This window comes from Candidatus Palauibacter sp. (assembly GCF_965197445.1).
Classification (GTDB): Bacteria; Gemmatimonadota; Gemmatimonadetes; order Palauibacterales; family Palauibacteraceae; genus Palauibacter.
In genome coordinates, this window is the sequence record NZ_CBDANE010000003.1 from 179,537 (window position 1) to 196,929 (window position 17,393).

Annotated in this window: 16 protein-coding genes; 5 read left to right on the forward strand and 11 right to left on the reverse strand. The window is 68.4% G+C overall.

The genetic code is table 11. From position 1 onward, the window contains the following. Window positions 1-249: 249 nt before the first annotated feature. The 10 genes from ACN9M6_RS01460 to ACN9M6_RS01505 form a co-directional block, all read right to left on the reverse strand. Entirely contained in the window at window positions 250-2,379 is a 2,130-nt protein-coding gene (locus ACN9M6_RS01460; RefSeq protein WP_419161139.1) for a zf-HC2 domain-containing protein, read from the reverse strand. Between the two features lie 28 nt (window positions 2,380-2,407). Then, window positions 2,408-2,905: an RNA polymerase sigma factor gene (locus tag ACN9M6_RS01465; RefSeq protein WP_419161140.1), complete on the reverse strand. Its 498-nt coding sequence runs from the start codon at window positions 2,903-2,905 to the stop codon at window positions 2,408-2,410. A 612-nt stretch (window positions 2,906-3,517) separates the two neighbouring features. Next, on the reverse strand, window positions 3,518-4,639 hold the full coding sequence (locus ACN9M6_RS01470) for a carboxypeptidase regulatory-like domain-containing protein (RefSeq protein WP_419161141.1): 1,122 nt from the start codon (window positions 4,637-4,639) through the stop codon (window positions 3,518-3,520). Window positions 4,640-4,772: 133 nt separating this feature from the next. Further along, window positions 4,773-5,897, reverse strand: a complete 1,125-nt coding sequence (locus ACN9M6_RS01475) for a TonB-dependent receptor (protein WP_419161142.1) — start codon at window positions 5,895-5,897, stop codon at window positions 4,773-4,775. Window positions 5,898-6,066: 169 nt separating this feature from the next. After that, window positions 6,067-6,579, reverse strand: a complete 513-nt coding sequence (locus ACN9M6_RS01480) for a hypothetical protein (RefSeq protein WP_419161143.1) — start codon at window positions 6,577-6,579, stop codon at window positions 6,067-6,069. Window positions 6,580-6,610: 31 nt separating this feature from the next. After that, complete coding sequence (locus ACN9M6_RS01485) at window positions 6,611-6,967, reverse strand: hypothetical protein (RefSeq protein WP_419161144.1); 357 nt, start codon at window positions 6,965-6,967, stop codon at window positions 6,611-6,613. A 102-nt stretch (window positions 6,968-7,069) separates the two neighbouring features. Next, on the reverse strand, window positions 7,070-8,353 hold the full coding sequence (locus ACN9M6_RS01490) for a TRAP transporter large permease (protein WP_419161145.1): 1,284 nt from the start codon (window positions 8,351-8,353) through the stop codon (window positions 7,070-7,072). Next, window positions 8,350-8,850, reverse strand: a complete 501-nt coding sequence (locus tag ACN9M6_RS01495; RefSeq protein ID WP_419161146.1) for a TRAP transporter small permease — start codon at window positions 8,848-8,850, stop codon at window positions 8,350-8,352. The genes ACN9M6_RS01490 and ACN9M6_RS01495 overlap by 4 nt, the downstream gene beginning before the upstream one ends. After that, window positions 8,850-9,854, reverse strand: a complete 1,005-nt coding sequence (locus ACN9M6_RS01500) for a TRAP transporter substrate-binding protein (protein ID WP_419161147.1) — start codon at window positions 9,852-9,854, stop codon at window positions 8,850-8,852. Before ACN9M6_RS01500 ends, ACN9M6_RS01495 begins: the two co-directional genes overlap by 1 nt. After that, window positions 9,851-11,035 (reverse strand): pyridoxal-phosphate-dependent aminotransferase family protein, encoded by a 1,185-nt coding sequence (locus ACN9M6_RS01505; protein ID WP_419161148.1) that lies wholly within the window; start codon window positions 11,033-11,035, stop codon window positions 9,851-9,853. Before ACN9M6_RS01505 ends, ACN9M6_RS01500 begins: the two co-directional genes overlap by 4 nt. 82 nt (window positions 11,036-11,117) lie before the next feature. Here ACN9M6_RS01505 and ACN9M6_RS01510 point away from each other — a divergent pair, with 82 nt between their 5' ends. Genes ACN9M6_RS01510 through ACN9M6_RS01525 form a run of 4 tightly spaced genes read left to right on the forward strand, consistent with a single transcriptional unit; the run spans window position 11,118 to window position 15,749 of the window. Then, window positions 11,118-14,021, forward strand: coding sequence for an FAD-binding and (Fe-S)-binding domain-containing protein (locus ACN9M6_RS01510; protein WP_419161149.1), 2,904 nt, complete (start codon window positions 11,118-11,120; stop codon window positions 14,019-14,021). 41 nt (window positions 14,022-14,062) lie between these two features. Further along, entirely contained in the window at window positions 14,063-14,305 is a 243-nt protein-coding gene (locus ACN9M6_RS01515; RefSeq protein WP_419161150.1) for a type II toxin-antitoxin system Phd/YefM family antitoxin, read from the forward strand. Continuing rightward, complete coding sequence (locus ACN9M6_RS01520) at window positions 14,302-14,715, forward strand: type II toxin-antitoxin system VapC family toxin (protein ID WP_419161151.1); 414 nt, start codon at window positions 14,302-14,304, stop codon at window positions 14,713-14,715. Before ACN9M6_RS01515 ends, ACN9M6_RS01520 begins: the two co-directional genes overlap by 4 nt. Window positions 14,716-14,765: 50 nt before the next feature. Then, window positions 14,766-15,749, forward strand: a complete 984-nt coding sequence (locus tag ACN9M6_RS01525; RefSeq protein ID WP_419161152.1) for a serine hydrolase domain-containing protein — start codon at window positions 14,766-14,768, stop codon at window positions 15,747-15,749. Between the two features lie 352 nt (window positions 15,750-16,101). Here ACN9M6_RS01525 and ACN9M6_RS01530 read toward each other — a convergent pair whose 3' ends face one another. After that, window positions 16,102-16,551 carry an acyl-CoA thioesterase gene (locus tag ACN9M6_RS01530; protein ID WP_419161153.1) on the reverse strand — a complete coding sequence of 150 codons (450 nt, stop codon included), beginning with the start codon at window positions 16,549-16,551 and terminating at the stop codon, window positions 16,102-16,104. 111 nt (window positions 16,552-16,662) lie between these two features. Here ACN9M6_RS01530 and ACN9M6_RS01535 point away from each other — a divergent pair, with 111 nt between their 5' ends. Next, window positions 16,663-17,337, forward strand: coding sequence for an alpha/beta hydrolase (locus tag ACN9M6_RS01535; protein WP_419161154.1), 675 nt, complete (start codon window positions 16,663-16,665; stop codon window positions 17,335-17,337). The last annotated feature ends 56 nt before the right edge of the window (window positions 17,338-17,393 follow it).

Below are 17,393 nucleotides of genomic sequence, written 5' to 3' on the forward strand. Positions count from 1 at the left end.
CTCATCGTCACATTGTGGCCAGTGGTTCGGTATCTGCAGGTCAGGACAGAGACAATCCATCATCGTCGGGTAGCCGCAGTCGTCCGCTGTGCACGATGCCGTCGACAATCCCAGGCCGAAATCGCGTCGATGTCACGGGTGATCGGAATGGTTGAGAAAGCAAGCGCGATCACGGTCGCTGCAAGCAGGCGTCTCTTGGTCATGGCTGGTTTCCTTTCCTCTTCGTTTGAACTGCGGAGACGTGAAGTGTCACATGGCGAGTACCAGTGAAATGCGGAGAGCAGTTTCCAGTTCCTCCCCGCGGTGGCGAAGCCTGCCGCCACGATTGAGGACGAAGTATTGCAGAGTGCGCCATGCCCCAAGCTCCTCCCAGACTTTGTAGTCTGGATCGTGATGGAACTGGTGGTCGAGCCCTCGACCTTCGCCCGGCGACGGATCCGGCTGTTGGGTTACGAGCACGATCCGGATTCCCGCCGAACCCAGTCGTTCGGAGTTCAGCCTGAGAAGCTCGAAGTCCTCATCGGGGACGAGGTTCGGACGCGTGGTGTAGAGGACCAGCGTCACGCCGCGGCCGGCGCTGACCCCTTGGTCGAGAACCAGATCTTCACCGGTTTCAGCCCACGGGCCCGTGTTGAGGCTGACGTGTTCGTCTAGGAGCCCCGCCACGATCTGTTCCCGCATGGTGCCCCGCGCCGCGGCCAGTTGGGTGTCAGATGGCCTGCGGGGCGTCGCATCGTCTCCGGGGGAGAGGTAGGGCTCCAAGGGGATCACTGGATCTACCTGTGCCAGCGAAATCAGTTGGGCCGCGCGCACGTCAGAACCCACCGAGCGATGGATCTCGGCCGCGCGCACGAATACCGGCGGATCCCAGGCCTCTCCAACGGACCGTTCCAGGGCGTTGACGCCGCCGGCAAGGTCGCCGCGGTCGAGGCGAATGCGCGACAGATAGAGGTAGAGGTGCGCACGGTTCTGGCGCGTCTCCGCTTCGAAGGTGTAACGCGACTGATCGAGCGGACGCGCAGGACCAACCCAGTCACGGCTGTAGGAAAGGCGGTCGATGATCCAGTGTTCGGCTAGCGGCCACAGTGCCTCCACTTCGACCAGATCTCGCGCCACCTGGGTATCGAAGCGCAAGCTCCGACCCGCAGCACTGGCCTGGTGCCTGCCCAACCATGCCTCGGTGAGGGTCGGGTCGGCGAACTCGTACGAGTATCGCAGCCCGAGTCGCGCGGTGGCCGGAGCCCCGACCCTCGCCCAACTATGCTCGAGGGCCTCCAGTTTCTCTTCGATCGCGGTCTGGGAGAGGACGATTGCCTGCAGGCTGACCAGAGCGGCAGCGCCATGGCGCGGATAGCGCGCGCGCAGCTCATCCCACCAGTAGTCCGCAAGGTCGGTGCGTTCGAGAAGTCTGGCGTAGCGGCTGAGCGCGTCGATCTCCACGGCCCCCGGAGTCCCGTCTCGCGCGGCGCGGTCGAGCAGGTCGAGACGCGCGGCGTGGGTCGGGAGCAGCGTGTCGAACGAGGGCGCCGGAGGCACGATAGCTTCGAACGAGAGGCGCCAGAACCAGAATTCGGGCTGCTCGGGGAACTCCGAGGCGGCTCGTTGGGCCAGCGCTGCGGCTCTGGGGACATTGAACTCGAGGGCCGCCAGAACCTGGTGGCGGCGCGCCTGCAGGGTCGGGCGCCCGTCCGCATCCGTCTCGAGGTACTCCCAGAACCGACCGAAATCACTGTCGAGATAGGTCCCCCTGAGATCTTCGACCGTGGCGGCCGCGTAGACGGTACCGGGCGGCAGGTCGGCGACTCCCGCGAATGTGCCGGGATCCTCGCGGGAGAGCGCGACCGCGCTGAACCCCGGCTCTGTTTGCGCGAACCGGAGCGAGTCGGGGATCCAGTACCGGATCCGCGCCCGGACGCTGGTTTCCGCCGCCAGCGGGGAGATGGTCTGATAGCGGAGGGCCAGCCGCCCGGTGTCGGCGCGCTCGATCGTCAGCGTGCTGGAGCCGGCCATGACCGGGTCGGAACCAACGGTCAGCAGAAGAACGGTCGCGACGAGCGCCAATCCGCATGCGGCGAGGGAGAGCCATCGCGGACGGAGGGATTTCCTGGGTGCCCCCCACGGACCCTGGAGGACGGGGATCTCCCGGTCGCTGGGCTGCTCGCCGAAGAGATCCTCGAACAGCTGTTCCGGTGGCCTCGGTGTCGGCAGGGCGCGAATCGCGTTTCCCAAGGTGCGTATGAACTGGACCTCTTTGCGACAGACCGCGCACGATCGAAGGTGCGATTGGACGGCAGCACGGGAACGTCCCGCCAACTCGCCGTCTGCGTAGCGGTTCAGCGTCGGATAGTCGATATGCGCGTCGTGCGTTTCGGATCCCATCTACATCTCTCCTGCTGCTCGAATCTCCCTACTGCTCAAGCGCGGCACGCAGCGCCATCCGCGCCCTGTACAGCCGTCCCGCCGGGGTTGAAGCGTTGACGCCCAACATCTCGCCAATCTCCCTGTGGGAATAGCCTGCCAGTTCCTTGAGAACGATCACTGTCCGCAGCTTCTCCGGAAGCGACGACAGCGCGCGTTCCAGTTCGATCGAGTCCAGGATGGGGAGCGTCCAGGGCTCTTCGTCCACAAGCTCATCGTGCAGCGGAACTTCGCCGCGCCTGCGTTCCTTCCGGAGCTGCTCGAGCGCGGCGCGCGTCGTGACAGTGCAAAGCCAGGGCCCGAGCGGCTTCTTCCGATCGAAGCTCCGAAGCGTATCGGGAAGTCGACAGAACACATCGTGCAGGACATCGCGGGCATCAGCCGATGACTCGGTCAAACGATACGCGACGGCGAACAACTGCTCCGAATAGGTCTCGTAGAGGTAGCGTAGCGCCTCCTGGTCACCGCGTGCCGCGTTACGGGCCAATCGCCGCTCCCGGGAAGACGCTGGCACGCTATTTCGTCCTGACTACGATCGCGCCGCAACCTTGAACTCGGCCCGGAACGGCGCGAATCCCCGGGTCCAACGATTAGCAGGCACAGCCACGGGGCCTCGTACAGCTCTTGCTCCTGCAAATGCCCGTCGTGCCTCGGTAGCCATCCGCACTTGGCGAGTTACCTCCTCGTGAGGGAAGTCGGTCAGGGCAACGAGGCATCGGCTTCGCACGATCCGGCATGCCCCTCTACTCTCTATATGCCACGAGTTGGCGAAACTTCACGCGAGCCGATCGCCGACTCGTGCTGGAGCGGACGATCTCCAAGGGCAGCGTCTCCGGTAAGTCTCACCTTGGTAGGCAGTTACGGGGGACGACGGTTGCGAGAAACTCGCTCGCACGACTACGGCGCCGATTGCCGTTGCGTAAGGATGGCCGCTCGAGAACGGAGGCGCAGCGTGCCCGAGACGGAGCGACGGCCGGTTGCACATCAATCGGGGGCTCGACGGATCGGAGCCTGAGGGCGCATACGAGCTCGTAGTCGGCACCCAGCGTCCGACCCTCGAGTCGCCAGCGCTACGGCGTCGGACCTTGTGGGGAGAAGGCTACCTGGTCCAGATCACGATGGCGCCGCAGCGGGAATCGGAGCCGGAGAACTCGGCCGGGAGCGACCCCGCGCCCCGGTACACCTCGATGCCTCCGATCTCGACCGGCAGTACGAAATCGTTGATGGATCCGGTGCCTCCGTACCAACGCTGATCGCTCTCCCGAACGACCAGGCTGCCGTCGAGATACACATTCATCAGGCAGCCCCCGCCGGCGAACCCGGTCGCTCCCCTCGAGCTGTATAGCTTGCAGCTGTATCCCCTGAGGGTGCAGCCCGCGAGACGCACGCCCGGGGCGTCGGCGATCATGTGCGTGATCCGGACCGGGTTCCGCCGCGCAATGTCCTCGGCGGTGAAGAACGTGCCGCCGCCGCTCAATTCGCCCCAGTACTTGCGCTCGTAGAAACCCTTGATCTCCAGGCGGCGCGGTCTCGTCGCCGTCGCGACGAGCGGTTCCAGCTCCACAGGGTCCGGCGACAGCCCGATCTCGACCTCGGTCGTGAGGCCCCGGGTCACCGTGACCGGGTGAGTCAGCGGAGCGTACCCGAGGTGCCGGACGGACAGTTCGTGCTCGCCGACGGGTAGCCCGCTCAAAACGAAGAGGCCCCTCCGGTTGCTCCCGGTCACCTCCGCCCGATGTGCGACGGAGACCTCGGCCGCCGCCACGGGCCGGTGGGTCCGGGCATCCCGCACGAGGCCGACCAACCGCCCGGTCCTCATCTCCCCGAACAGGAGGCGGAGTTCCACCTCATGCGCCATCCCCGGGTCGAGGGTGACTAGCGCCTCCTCGCTCGAAGCGTCACCGAACTCGGCCCACAGCGTGGCCTGCCGGGCGTCCCTGGGGACGCAGAGGAGGAGCCGCCCCTCGGAGTCGGCCGCTTTGCGCACGGGCCTCCGCACTGCGTCGGTCCAACGCAGCACCACCGTGGCGCCGGGCATCGGAACCAGCCCGGACTCGTCGCGGATGGCGATGGCAAGGGAGGCTCGATCGCCGCAGTCCCGCTCCTGCAATGCCGCTGCAGCATCGGGACTGACGGCCACGTGCAGCGCTGCCAGGGCCGACATCAGCAGCCAGCGCGGCGCAAAGCGCGGCACGCCGTACGGGTAGAGGGCTCGATACACTCCTTCTCCTTGCCGCGAGAGGGGGGCTCAGTTGCGAGCCACGGGCTGTATCATTGACGCCGCCCGTGGAACGCACGTCACATGGGCGGCGGACCCCGTCGGGCCGAGGCGAATTGCGACGCCTCCGGGAACATCACTTCGTCCACACCAGGACGATGCCGCATCGGTTCGCGTGTCCTCCGAACTCGGCGGGAAGGCTCGCCAGGCCCTTGTAGACTTCGACGCCGGCGATTTCGACGGGCAGTACGAAGTCGTTGATCGATTGACCCGCGAATTCGGAACCCAACCGGCTGAGATCGTAGGAGCGGGTTGAGGCCGAGCTCCGGAAGCGGCTGCTCCCCCGAACGACCGCGAGGCCGTCCAGGTACACGTTCATCTCGCAACCGCCGTCCGAACCGCCGATCGAAGACCTGGTGCTGTACAGCTTGCAGCCGTGTCCGCGCATGTTGCAGCCCCCGAGCCTGACCCCCGGGGCCTCCGCGATCATGTGCGTGATCCGGAGCGGACTCCGGCGTTCTATGTCCGCAGCGGTGAAGATCGTGCCGCCGCCGCTCAGCTCAGCCCAGTACTTGCGCTCGTAGAAGCCCTTCAACTCCAGGCGACGTGGTCTCGCGGTCGTCGCCACGAGCGGCTCGAGCTCGATGGGGTCCGGAGTGAGGCCGATCTCGATTTCTGTGGTGAGACCCTGGGTCACCCGGACGGGGTGCGTCAGCGGAGCGTATCCGAGGTGCCGGACCGAGAGAGCGTAGGCTCCGACGGGCAGCCCGCTGAGGATGAAATGGCCTCGCCGGTTGGTCTCGACCGCCTCTTCACGGTCGGCGACGGAGACCTCGGCCGCCGCCACGGGCCGGTTGGTCCGCGCATCCCGGACCTGGCCGATGAGCCGCCCCGTCCTGATCTGCCCGAACAGGAGCCGCAGTTCCACGGCGTGGACGTACCCCGCGACGAGGATCACGTGCTCTTCCTCGCTCGAAGCGTCGCCGAACTCCGCCCACAGGGTGGCCCGCCCCGCGTCCCGCGGAACGCAGAGGACAAGACGCCCATCCGAATCGACGGCCTCCCGGACCGGTCTCCGGTCGGCGTCCGTCCAGCGCAGCACCACCGTCGCGCTGGACATCGCAATCAGCCCGGAGTCGTCCCGGACAGCTACATGGAGCGAGGCCCGGTCGCCGCAGCGTTCCTCCTGCTGCGGCTCGGCTTGCAACGCCGCGGCGGGATCGGCGTTGGCGGCGAGGATCAGCGCGGCCAGCGCCGTCATCGGGACCGGGCGCGGTGTCCGGCGCTTCAGGCCACAGGGGCGGACAGATCGAGGTCGTCCTGGCTTGTCGCCCATGGACTATCCTTGTGCGCGCGTGGAGATGGCCCCTCAATCTCTGATAGGCCCGGCCTGGGCGAAAGCTCACGCAGGACGTACTTGTACAGTCCAGTCAGGCGGACCCTGCCGCGGCCATTGCCTCCTGGACCGCCGCTTCCATCGCGCGGACCTCGTCATCGGTCAGTTCGGCGAAGCTCCCGCGTTTCCTCGCCGCGAGCCGTCCGCCGTTCTGCATGCACAAGCGTACGAGCAGCGACGCACGCCGGTCGGGCATGTCCACGATCTCCTGGACACCCTTGAAGGCGCTCTCGAAGACCGCCACGAACCCGAGTTCCTCCTTCAGGTCGCGGCGCACCGAGTCGGCCACCCGGCCGTAGAGGTACTCCGCGAACGGGGTGGCGTCGAAATAGCGGTAGAGGTTGGCGCTTTCGTTCTTGACGACCATCTCCCGACCCGGCGTGCCGCCGCCCCGCCCCGACCATTCCCAGCGTATCAGGTCCAGCAGAGGCCGGGAGAAGCCGGAGAGGACATCGTCGTAGCCGTGTCGGTCGCGCAGGATTGCGGCGGAGACCGGGAGGATGGTGCCCGGGGGGCCGTATTCACGCCGGGCCAGGACGTGGTGCATGAGGAAGCGGTGGATGCGCCCGTTGCCGTCTTCAAAGGGATGGACGGCCGGTAAAGGTCTCGTAGAGGAACCACGCCCGCCGGCTGAAGGCGCCCGTCGGTTGCGCCCGCACCCAGGCTTCGAGTACCGCCGGGTCGATCTCGCGGAGGGCAGCGATCAGGACACCGAGGTCGAAAGCCTCGTGGCGCAGTGCGAAGCGGAGGTGCCGCACGATCGAGTCCTCCGTCGCGTACCGCACCGGGTAGGGTTCCGTGGTTCGACGGCCGTCCGTCTCGGTTCGCCGGGCACCCGCGACGACGTAGCTCTGAACGGCTGGCCTCGGCACCGCCAGATCGAAGTGGCGGACGAGCCAGGCCTGACCGACGGGTCTACGGGCTTCGTTGCTCATGGGTCGCCGTGGCAAGACAGTTAGGCAGGTGGCGTAACCATTACAATATCCACATGTCGTGGAACATCAATTCCAACATGCCGACAGGCCCCGAAGGTCACATCAGTGGTAGAAGACGTTCACCAGCGCGAGGGGGATCGCCGGCACGTACGTCACGAGGAGCAGCACGGCGACGAGAACCGCGATGAAGCGGACGTTGACCTTGCTCACCTCCCAGATGTCGGCCTTGGCGACGGAGCAGGCGGTCACGAGCACGCTCGCCACCGGCGGCGTCTGCTGTCCGATGCCGAGGTTCAGGGTGACGATGAGTCCGAAGTGCACCGGATCGATGCCGGCGGCCCGCACGAGCGGCATCACGATGGGGACGACGAGGATGATCGCGGCCGCCGAGTGCAGGAAGAGTCCGATCACGAGAAAGAAGACGTTGAGCAGCGCCAGGATGAGCCATTTGTTCGAGGTCAGGTCCATGATCCCGGCGGCGACCTGCTGCGGGAGCCGCTGTTCCGTGAGGTAGTCGCCGAGCAGGGCGGAGGTGGCGACGAGGAGCATGACGACGGCGGTCTGGACGCCGCCCTCGAGCATCGCCTCGCGCAGTTGGGCGAGGTCGAGTTCGCGGTAGATCAGCCCGCCCACGACGAGCGCCGCGACCACGGCGAGCCCTGCCCCCTCGGTGGCCGTCACCCAGCCGCTGAAGATGCCGCCGAGGATGATCGCGGGCAGGAGGAGGGCCCAGCCCGCGTCGCGGAACGTCGTCCACACGCGGCGGAGTTCGAACCTTCCCTCCACGGGGAAGTCGTGGCGCCGGGCATAGAGCCAGGCCACGAACATGAGGAGGAGCCCGCCCAGCACCCCGGGCACGATGCCGGCGACGAACAGCTCGACGACCGAGGCCTCGGCCATGACGCCGTACAGGATCATGGGAATGGACGGGGGGATGATGACGGCGAGCGTGGCCGACGACGACATCACGGCCGCGGCGAAGGGCGTCGAGTAGCCGCGTTTCTTCATGGCGGGGATGAGGATCGAGCCGAGCGCGGCGACATCGGCCACGGCGGAGCCCGAGATCTCGGCGAAGAAGAGCGACGCGGAGATGCCGACCATCGAGAGGCCGCCGCGGATGAACCCGACGAGCGCGGAGGCGAAGGCGATGAGCCGGCGCGAGATCCCGGTCGCGTTCATGATCGCGCCCGCGAGGATGAAGAGCGGGATCGCGATGAGCGGGAACGAGGTCGCGCCGGTAAACAGCACGAGTCCGGCGTTGGGGAGCATGGCGACCCCGCCCGAGCCGAGCATGGCCACGAGCGCGACGATGCCGAGTGCGACCGCGATGGGGATGCCGACAGCGATCAGGAGCAGCAGCCCCACGAAGAGGACGAGGAGCGTCACGGCTCGCCCTCCCCTGCCGGCGGGGCGTCCGCGGAGCGCGCACCCTCCGCGGCGAGCGCGTCTCTAAGCCCCAGAAGCTGCGCGACGATGAACAGGACGGCCCCGATGGGGATCACGGACTGCGCGAGCGCGGCCGGCACGGAGGGCAGGCTCACGAGCGACGTGCCCTCGAGTACCCGCACGACCTGCCACCCGGCCCAGGCGACGGCGGCGAAGAACCCGATGACCGCGGTCTCGGCCGCAAGCACGACGGCGAGGCGGACGCGGCCCGTGAGCCGCTGCGCCAGCGTAGGCACGCCGATGTGCGCCCGGCGCAGGGCGGCGAGCGCGGCCCCGTAGTAGGTGAGCCAGGCGAGCAGGATGGAGGCGACCTCGTCGTACCACACGAGCGCGGCCCCGGCCTTGCGGAACCCGACGCCGACCACGACGACCACGGCCAGCGCGGCGAGCAGCACGAGCACCGCCCCCTCGAGGAACCGGCGGACGCCCGTCTTCACTACGGGGTCCCGGCCTCGCGCGCCTTGTCGATGAGCGCCTGTCCGCCCGAGACGCTCGCCGCGAACTCTTCGTATATCGGCTCGCTGGCGGTCTCGAAACGGGCGGGGTCGGCCTCGTTGATCTCCATCTCGGTGGCCTCGAGCTGGGCGAGCAACTCCTCGTCCATGCGGGCAGCCGTCTCGTAGACGAAGGCCTGCATCTCGCGGGCGATCGCCGCCACCTCGGCCCGGATGTCGGCGGGCTGGCGCTCCCACGGACCCGCGCCCGTCGTGACGAAGGCGGGGCTGTAGACGTGCCCGGTGAGGGAGAGATAGTCCTGGACTTCGTGCAGCTTGGCGCTCGTCACCTGCGTAAGCGGGTTCTCCTGTCCGTCCATCACCCCCGTCTGGAGCGCCACGAAGACCTCGGAGAACGGCATCGGCGCCGGGTTGGCCCCGAGCGCCTGAAACAGCTTCACCCGCCATACGCCGCGCGGCGTCCGGAGCTTGATCCCGCGCAGGTCTTCCGGGCCCCGAATCGGCCGGCGGGAGTTGGTGATGTGACGGAATCCGTTCTCCCATACCGCGAGGATCCGGTATCCCGCCGCCTCCGCCCTCGGGGCAAGGTCGGGCCACACCACGGCCTCCTCGATCCGCTTCATGTGCTCGCGGTCGTGGACGAGATACGGCATCTCGAACAGGCCGAACGCGTCGACCATGGAGGACATGATGGTCGAGGGGATGGACATGTCGAGCGTTCCGAGCCGCAGCCGCTGAAGCATCGCGTCGTCGCCGCCCAACTGGCTGGCGCCGTATACGTGGAGTTCGGCCCGCCCCGCCAGACGCTCGTTCACGCGCCGCGCGAACTCGTTCGCCGTCACGTCGTAGAGTGAGCCGGGCGCCCCGACGTGTCCCAGCGAGAGTTCGACGACCCCGGGTTCCCCTCCCTCCCCGCCGCACCCCGAGCCGAGCGCGACGGCCAGGGACGCGAGGGTGAGCCGGGCGGGTCGGGGGGACCGCTTCATGCGCTCGCCAGGAAGTCGGCGGCCGCGGACAGTCCTCCGGGCTCGTGCGCGATGCCGCTCGTCTTCAGTCCCATCTCCACGCCGGCCAGCGCCCCCATCAGCATGAGTTCGTTCAGGTCTCCGAGGTGCCCGATCCGGAACACCTTCCCCTTCAGCGGACCGAGACCCGTCCCCAGCGACATGTCGAAGCGGTCCAGCGCCGCGAGCCGGAACGCCTCGGCATCTTCTCCCTCGCCGACAAGGACCGTCGTCCCGGCGCTCGACACCGCCTTCGGATCCTGACAGTAGTTGCGGAGGCCCCAACCGGCGACGGCTCTTCTCGTGGCTTCGGCCAGGCGCGCGTGCCGGGCGAACGTGGCGTCCGCTCCCTCTTCCCGCAGCATCGCGAGCGACGCCTCGAGACCGTACAGAAGCGTGGTGGGCGGCGTGTAGGGGAAGTAGCCGCCCTCGTTGTCCCTCGACATTTCCGTCCAGTCGAAGTACGCGCGGGGGCTGGCGGCGCGGGGGCTCGTCGCGCCCGCTCGATGACGGTCGAGCGCCTTCTCGCTCACGGCGCAAAACCCCAGTCCGGGGGGGAGCATGAGTCCCTTCTGGGATCCGCTCACGGTGACGTCCACTCCCCACTCCGCCTGCCGGTAGGGGGCCGCGGCGAGCGAGGACACGGCATCGACCATGAGAAGCGCGGGGTGATCGTGCGCGTCGAGGGCGGCGCGCAGGGCGGCGATGTCGCTGGTGACGCCGGTGGAGGTCTCGTTGTGGACGACGAGCACAGCCTGGATCTCGCGCTCCGTGTCCTCCGCCAGGCGCGCGGCGATGCGGGCGGGGTCGACGGGACGCCGCCAGTCACCCGCCATCACCTCGACCTCGAGTCCCAGCGCGCGGGCGAAGCTCCCCCACTTGGCGGCGAAGAACCCGTTCTCGAACAGGAGGACGCGGTCGCCGGGGGAGAGAGTGTTGACGAGGGCCGCCTCCCAGCAGCCGCTGGCGGAGGAGGGGAAGATGAAGACGTGCGCGGGGTCGCCGAACACCCACTTCAGTCCCTCGAACAAGCCGAGTGTCATGCGCCCGAACTCGGGTCCGCGGTGGTCGATCACGGCCCGGTTCATGGCGCGGAAGACGCGCCCGGGCACCTGGGTGGGACCCGGAAGCTGGAGGAAGTGCCTGCCGCTGCGGTAGGTCAAGGTGGTCTGCTCTTGTCAGGTCGGGGCTTCCGCCGATACAACTTGGCTCGTGACCCGCCCAATCTCTCACGACCGCGCCGGTATGCAACGGCCCCGGCCCCGACTCGAAGCGCGACTCCGCGCGGGCGTCGGCGGCGAGGTCCGGTTCGACCGCTTCACGCGGGGGCTCTACAGCACGGACGCCTCCATCTATCAGGTGGAACCGCTGGGGGTCGTGTTCCCGTCGTCGGCGGGGGACGTGCGGCGGACGGTCGAACTCGCGGGCGAGCACGACGCTTCGGTCGTCGTGCGAGGGGCGGGGACGTCGCAGAGCGGGCAGTCGATCGGGCGGGGGCTGATCCTCGATACGAGCCGGGGACTGAACGGGGTGCTCGACTTCGATCCGGTCGCGCGGCGGGTGGTCGTCGAGCCGGGCGTCGTGCTGGACCGGCTGAACGCGTTCCTGCGGCCGCACGGGCTCTTCTTCCCGATCGACGTGGCGACGTCGAGCCGTGCCACCCTCGGGGGCATGGCGGGCAACAACAGCGCGGGCGCGCGGTCGGTGCGGTACGGCCACATGGTCGAGCATGTGCGCGGCATCGAGGCCGTGCTCGCCGACGGGCGCCGCGCCGAGTTCGGCCGCGACGCCGCGCCGGGCCGGGAACCCGGGGACAGCCTGGGAGCCGACATGCTGGCGCTCTACGCGCGCGAGGCGGACGAGTTGGCGCGGCGCATCCCCGACGTGCCCCGGCATGTGGCGGGCTACGCGCTGCACCGGCTCGGGCGACGGGGCGCCGGCCTCTCGGACCTCCTTGTGGGCTCGGAGGGGACGCTCGCCGTCTTCACCGCACTCGAACTCGACCTTCAGCCCATCCCCGCCGTGCGCTCGCTCGGTGTGTGTCGCTTCGAGGGGACCGGTGAGGCGCTGGCGGCGGTTCCGGCGATCGTCGCGCTCGAGCCGACGGCGGTGGAGCTGGTCGACGCGACGGTACTCGGGCTGGCCGCGCAGATCCCGAGTTTCGAGAGAGTCCTCCGACAGCTTGGCGGCGACGGTCACCGCCGGCCGCGCGACATCCTCGTGGTCGAGTTCGCCGACGACGATCCGGACCGCGTCTCCGCGTCACTCTCGGCCCTTGAGTCGGCAATGGGGGGCGTCGCGGCGGGGATCGCCCGCGCCGAGTCCCCTACCCTCCAGGGACGGATCTGGGCGCTGCGCAAGGCGGGACTGAGCATTTCCATGTCGCAGCCCGCCGCGCGCAAACCGCTCGCCTTTATCGAGGACTGCGCGATCCCGCTCGAACGTCTGCCGGAGTGGTACCGTCGACTGACGGACGTCATCGAGCGCCACGCGACCCACGCGGTATGGTACGCGCACGCTTCCGTCGGCTGCCTCCACGTCCGGCCGGCGCTCGACCTGCGGGACGGGGACGATGTGGAGCGCCTCCGCGCGATCGCAGGCGACGCCTTCGCACTCGCGGGCGAACTCGGAGGCTCGCATTCCGGCGAGCACGGCGACGGCTGGATCCGGTCGGAGTTCCTCGAGCCGATGCTGGGGACGCGTCTCGTCTCCGCCTTCGGAGAGATCAAGCGCCGCTTCGACCCGGACGACCGCCTGAACCCCGGCAAGATCGTCGACCCGCCCCGCATGAACGACGCGTCACTGCTCCGGGCCCGCTACGGGCTGGAGGCCCGGAAGCTGCCTGCGACGCTCGACTGGGAGAAGTGGGGCGGCTTCTCGCGGGCCGTCGACATGTGCAACAACAACGGTACCTGCCTGAAGCGGAGCCCCGGGGTGATGTGCCCGTCTTTCCGCGCCACCAGCGACGAACGGCATTCCACGCGAGGCCGGGCGAACGCTCTGCGGCTGGCGCTCTCGGGACAGCTGGGAGAAGATCCGTGGACGTCGCCGGAACTTTACGACGCGATGGACCTGTGTCTCGGCTGCAAGGGCTGCCGGCGCGAGTGTCCGACGGGCGTCGACATGGCGCGCATGAAGATCGAGTTCCTGCACCGCCTGCGCGCCGAACGGCCGCTCTCCCCGCGCGACCGGGCGCTCGCCTGGCTCCCCCGCTACGCGCCGCTGGCTTCACGCGTCGCCCCGCTCGTCAACCTCCGGAACCGGGTCCCCGCCCTGGCGCAATTCGGGGAGCGGCTGCTGGGCCTGGCGGCGGACCGCCCGCTGCCGCGCTGGTCCTCGCGACCGTTCGCGGGGCCGTCACGCTCGCACACAGTCGAAGTCCGATCGCCGCCGCGGGGACGGGTCGCCCTCTTCGTCGACACGTTCACGCGTTACTTCGAGCCCGAGAACGGCCACGCCGCAGTCCGCGTACTCTCGCGCGCGGGCTATCGCGTGGAGGAAGCGTCCACCGCGGGCCGGCCGCTGTGCTGCGGCCGCACGTTCCTCAACGCAGGCCTGGTCGAGGAGGCGCGTGTCGAGCTCGACCGCACCGTCCGCGCGCTGAACCGGCTCATCGCGCGAGGCATCCCGGTGGTCGGGATCGAACCGTCCTGCCTGCTCACGCTGCGGGACGAACTTCCCGCGCTGGATCCGGGTCCCGAAGCCGCCGCCGTCGCCGACCGCGTCCGGCTGCTCACGGAATGGCTCCTCGAGGAGGGGGCGCTTGGGCGGCTGGATCTCGCCCCCCTGCCCGTCGGACGCGTCCGCGTCCACGGCCACTGCCACGAGAAGGCCTTCGGCGCGGACGGGCCGACGCTGGACGTCCTGCGTGCGATCCCGGATCTGGAGGTCGAACCGATCCCCGCCGGGTGCTGCGGCATGGCGGGCTCGTTCGGCTACGAGTCGGAACACGCGGATATCTCCCGGCGCGTCGCCGAACTCGAACTCCTCCCGGCGGTTCGTGCCCTCGGGGCCGACGAGTGGCTGGTGGCCAACGGCACGAGCTGCCGACATCAGGTCTCCGACCTCGCCGACGCCCGCGGCCGCCACGTCGTGACCGTGCTCGACGCCGCGGCCGACCCTGGGATTGACGCGAAAGAGTATATCTAACTAGATTGTTGACTAGTTAGAACCTGTGGCGGGAGGCAGGCATGCGCGAAGTCGGCACCTTCGAAGCGAAGACGCACCTCTCCGCGCTCCTCGACGCTGTTTCGGCGGGCGAGAGCGTGCTGATCACGAAACGGGGACGTCCGGTGGCGAAGCTCGTACCTCCGGACACCCTGGATCGGCAGGCGGTGGACGCCGCGATCGCGAGGCTGAGGGCGTTGCGTGACCGACACGGCACCCTCTCGGTCGCGGAGATTCTCGCCTTTCGGGATGAAGGCCGCCGGTGAGGTCGGCCGTCATCGACTGTTCCACCGCCATGGCCTGGGTGATGATGGATGAGTCCTCGGCCATCGCGGAGTTCGCGCTCGAACGGCTCAGGGTCGCCGGCGGCGTGGCCCCGCAGCTCTGGTGGGCGGAATTGCGTAACGCCCAGCTGATCGCGGAGCGAAGAGGCCGTACGACGCCCGCGATCACGGACGCGGCCCTCGCGGCTCTGGATGCGCTCCCTGTTCGGCTGGATCACAAGCTCCACGGACCCATGGTCCTTCGGCTCGCGCGAGAGCACGAGCTGACCGTCTACGACGCCCTCTATCTGGAGTTGGCCCTGCGCGAAAACCGTCCTTTGGCAACGCTTGACCGCAAGCTCGCGCGGGCCGCGGAGGCAGCCGGAGCCACCGTGCTCGCTACGGACGAATGATACGGCGCGGACCTGCCAGCCGCCGCGTCCGTTGCATCGGTGTGGGGCTGGTGCTCGGTCTGGTCCAGGCAGGACCGGCGGATGAGGTCGACGATTTCATCCGTGGGGAGATGGAGCGCCAGAATATTCCGGGCCTCTCCCTCGCCGTGGTGCGGCACGGGGAGAACGTAAAGGCGGCGGGCTACGGGCTGGCCGATCGTCGGCTCGGCCTCGAAGATTCCATTGGCCCATACCTAGGCGACGCGCCGACGGCGTGGGAGGGGATCACGATTCGGCACCTCCTTACTCACACGGCAGGCCTCGTACGCGAGGCGCCCGGGTTCACGTACTCACGGGCGCAGTCTGACGCGGACGTCATTCGTTCGGCACGCGATTCGCCGTTGCGCTTCATGCCGGGGGAGAAATGGGAGTACTCGAATCTCGGGTACTTCATGCTCGCCGAGATCATCCGCGTGGTGTCCGGGCGCCCGTGGACGGAGTTCCTGCAGGCCGAGGTGTTCACGCCTTCCGGCATGCGTGCGACATGGCCGACGAATACGACGGAACGCGTACTTGACCTCGCTCAGGGCTACGTCGACAACGACGAACTGCGAGACGCTCCCCACGTGCAGGCGTTACGGCCCAGCGGCGCTTTTCTCTCCACGGTGCTCGATCTCGCGGCCTGGGACGCCATGCTGTACGCGGATCGCGTCCTGACGGCCTCCTCGCGCCGGCAGATGTGGACGCCGGTCACGCTCAGCGACGGGACTTCCCACCCCTACGGCTTTGGCTGGCAGATCGCCGACGTGCGCGGTCACCGGATGGTCTTTCACCACGGGGGGATGCCCGGGGCGCGTTCGACGATGGCGCGGTTCGTGGACGAGGGGCTGACGATCGTCATCCTGATGAACCTGAATGATGCCGACGTCGGCGCGATCCTGAACGGTGTCGCGTCGTTCTATCTCCCGGCACCGAACTCGAACGCCTCCCGGTCGACCGCGCTCTCACAGCCGGTGAATGGCTGGAAGGCTGCGGGGGCGCCGTGGCGGCGATAGAAACGCTCGAAGGTCCGCCGGAGTCGAACCTGCACTGAACAGGCGCTCCAGGTGGTCGGTTCCTCCGCGGTCGTAGGACAGATCGGCGATCACGGCAGCCGCAGGGTAGAACAGCCGATTAGGTGACGCCGCGTCGAGCAGTGAGTCCAGCGTCAGGGATGGATCGGCTCGTAGCGCGACATCCAGTTCGCGAACCGCGCCTGCGTAGCCGTTCCCCAGCGTGCCCCCGAGCCACGTCGGCACGCCCTCGGACGGCGTACGAGGTGTCGGAACCCCTCGGGCCTTCCGCCAGGACCTCCCGGGACGCACGCCCAGGTAACGACCACAAACAGCGCGAAGCTGCCGAGCCGCCTCACGAATCGCGTTCGGACATCGTTTGGAGTTGGGCCCTGAGCGGACCCGGAATCTCGACACCGCGCCAGTCGAGGCTGCCGTGGTCGCGGCGGGCGCAGACGACGGTCCAGTCGCTGCGGGCCACGACCTCTCTTTCTCCGGAGCGTTCGATCGTGAACTCGGCAGCGTAGCGGATCGCCTTGCGGCGCACCTCTCGGACCCGAAGCCGTACGTCGACCTCATCGCCGTACCGGACCGCGCCCAGATAGTCGCACGAGACGGAGACGCGCGGCATCCCGAACACCGAGTCCTCGGTCCAGCGGAAGCCGACGAAATCCAGCGACAGCGACCGGTAGAACGCGTGCTCGGCCTCCTCCATGAACTTCAGGAGCGCCGTGAAGTGGATCAGGTTCGCGGTATCGGTATCCGCGAACTCGACTCGTCGTCGATACACGAACTCGGAAGCCATGGTTGTCGCACGATCGTTCTGGGGGCCGTGCCGGAGGCCGTCCGGTTGACGGCCGTGGCCCGGTCGCCCCGGGGATGGCAATCTATCACCCCTTCAAACCCGGGAGGCGTGGTGTCGATCGAACCCCGACACATGACGATCGAACGGCGGGTGAGGTACGCGGTTCTGGAGCCGCCGGAGCGGCCGATGACAGAAGTCTGGTTCGTCCTCCACGGCTACAACCAGCTCGCGCATCGATTCCTCCGCTACTTCCAGCCGATCCACACCGGGAGTCGTTGCGTGGTCGCCGCGGAGGGCCTGCACCGACAGTACATCGACCACGCGGCGCGCCGGATCGGTGCCTCGTGGATGACGAGCGAAGACCGGATCACGGATATCGAGGACTACGTCGCCTACCTCGACCGGCTCCACGCGCACATCCTCGCCGAGGAGTCGCGACCGAGGAGGGGCGGGTCGAAGCCCGTGCGGATCGTCGGCCTCGGCTTCTCGCAGGGCGTCCACACGCTCTGCCGCTGGCTGGCGTTCGGTCGCGCGCGCATCGACCGCGCGGTGCTCTGGGGCTCGACGGTTCCGCCCGACCTGGACCTGGCCGCGCATGGGGCCGCGCTCTCGGGCGCCGATCTCCAGCTCGTCGCGGGCGACCGGGACGAGTTCTTCGATTCCGACGCCATCGCGGCCCACGAGGAGAGGCTTCGGGAGGCAGGGATCGCGTTCACGGCCCACAGCTACGCGGGCGGACATCGGCTCGACGCGGGGGTCCTCCGACGTCTCGCGAGACCGACCTAGTTCCGCTCGGCTGACGCCCCGGAAACGTTCCCGCGGGAACGTCTCAGCTTGTCGGA

What these genes read in the sequence shown, in the direction of transcription:
- ACN9M6_RS01460 (WP_419161139.1), bottom strand. Translation starts at nt 2,379, where the DNA reads ATGGGATCCGAAACGCACGACGCGCATATCGACTATCCGACGCTGAAC.
- ACN9M6_RS01475 (WP_419161142.1), bottom strand. Translation starts at nt 5,897, where the DNA reads ATGACGGCGCTGGCCGCGCTGATCCTCGCCGCCAACGCCGATCCCGCC.
- ACN9M6_RS01480 (WP_419161143.1), bottom strand. Translation starts at nt 6,579, where the DNA reads ATGCACCACGTCCTGGCCCGGCGTGAATACGGCCCCCCGGGCACCATC.
- ACN9M6_RS01485 (WP_419161144.1), bottom strand. Translation starts at nt 6,967, where the DNA reads ATGAGCAACGAAGCCCGTAGACCCGTCGGTCAGGCCTGGCTCGTCCGC.
- ACN9M6_RS01500 (WP_419161147.1), bottom strand. Translation starts at nt 9,854, where the DNA reads ATGAAGCGGTCCCCCCGACCCGCCCGGCTCACCCTCGCGTCCCTGGCC.
- ACN9M6_RS01510 (WP_419161149.1), top strand. Translation starts at nt 11,118, where the DNA reads ATGCAACGGCCCCGGCCCCGACTCGAAGCGCGACTCCGCGCGGGCGTC.
- ACN9M6_RS01515 (WP_419161150.1), top strand. Translation starts at nt 14,063, where the DNA reads ATGCGCGAAGTCGGCACCTTCGAAGCGAAGACGCACCTCTCCGCGCTC.
- ACN9M6_RS01530 (WP_419161153.1), bottom strand. Translation starts at nt 16,551, where the DNA reads ATGGCTTCCGAGTTCGTGTATCGACGACGAGTCGAGTTCGCGGATACC.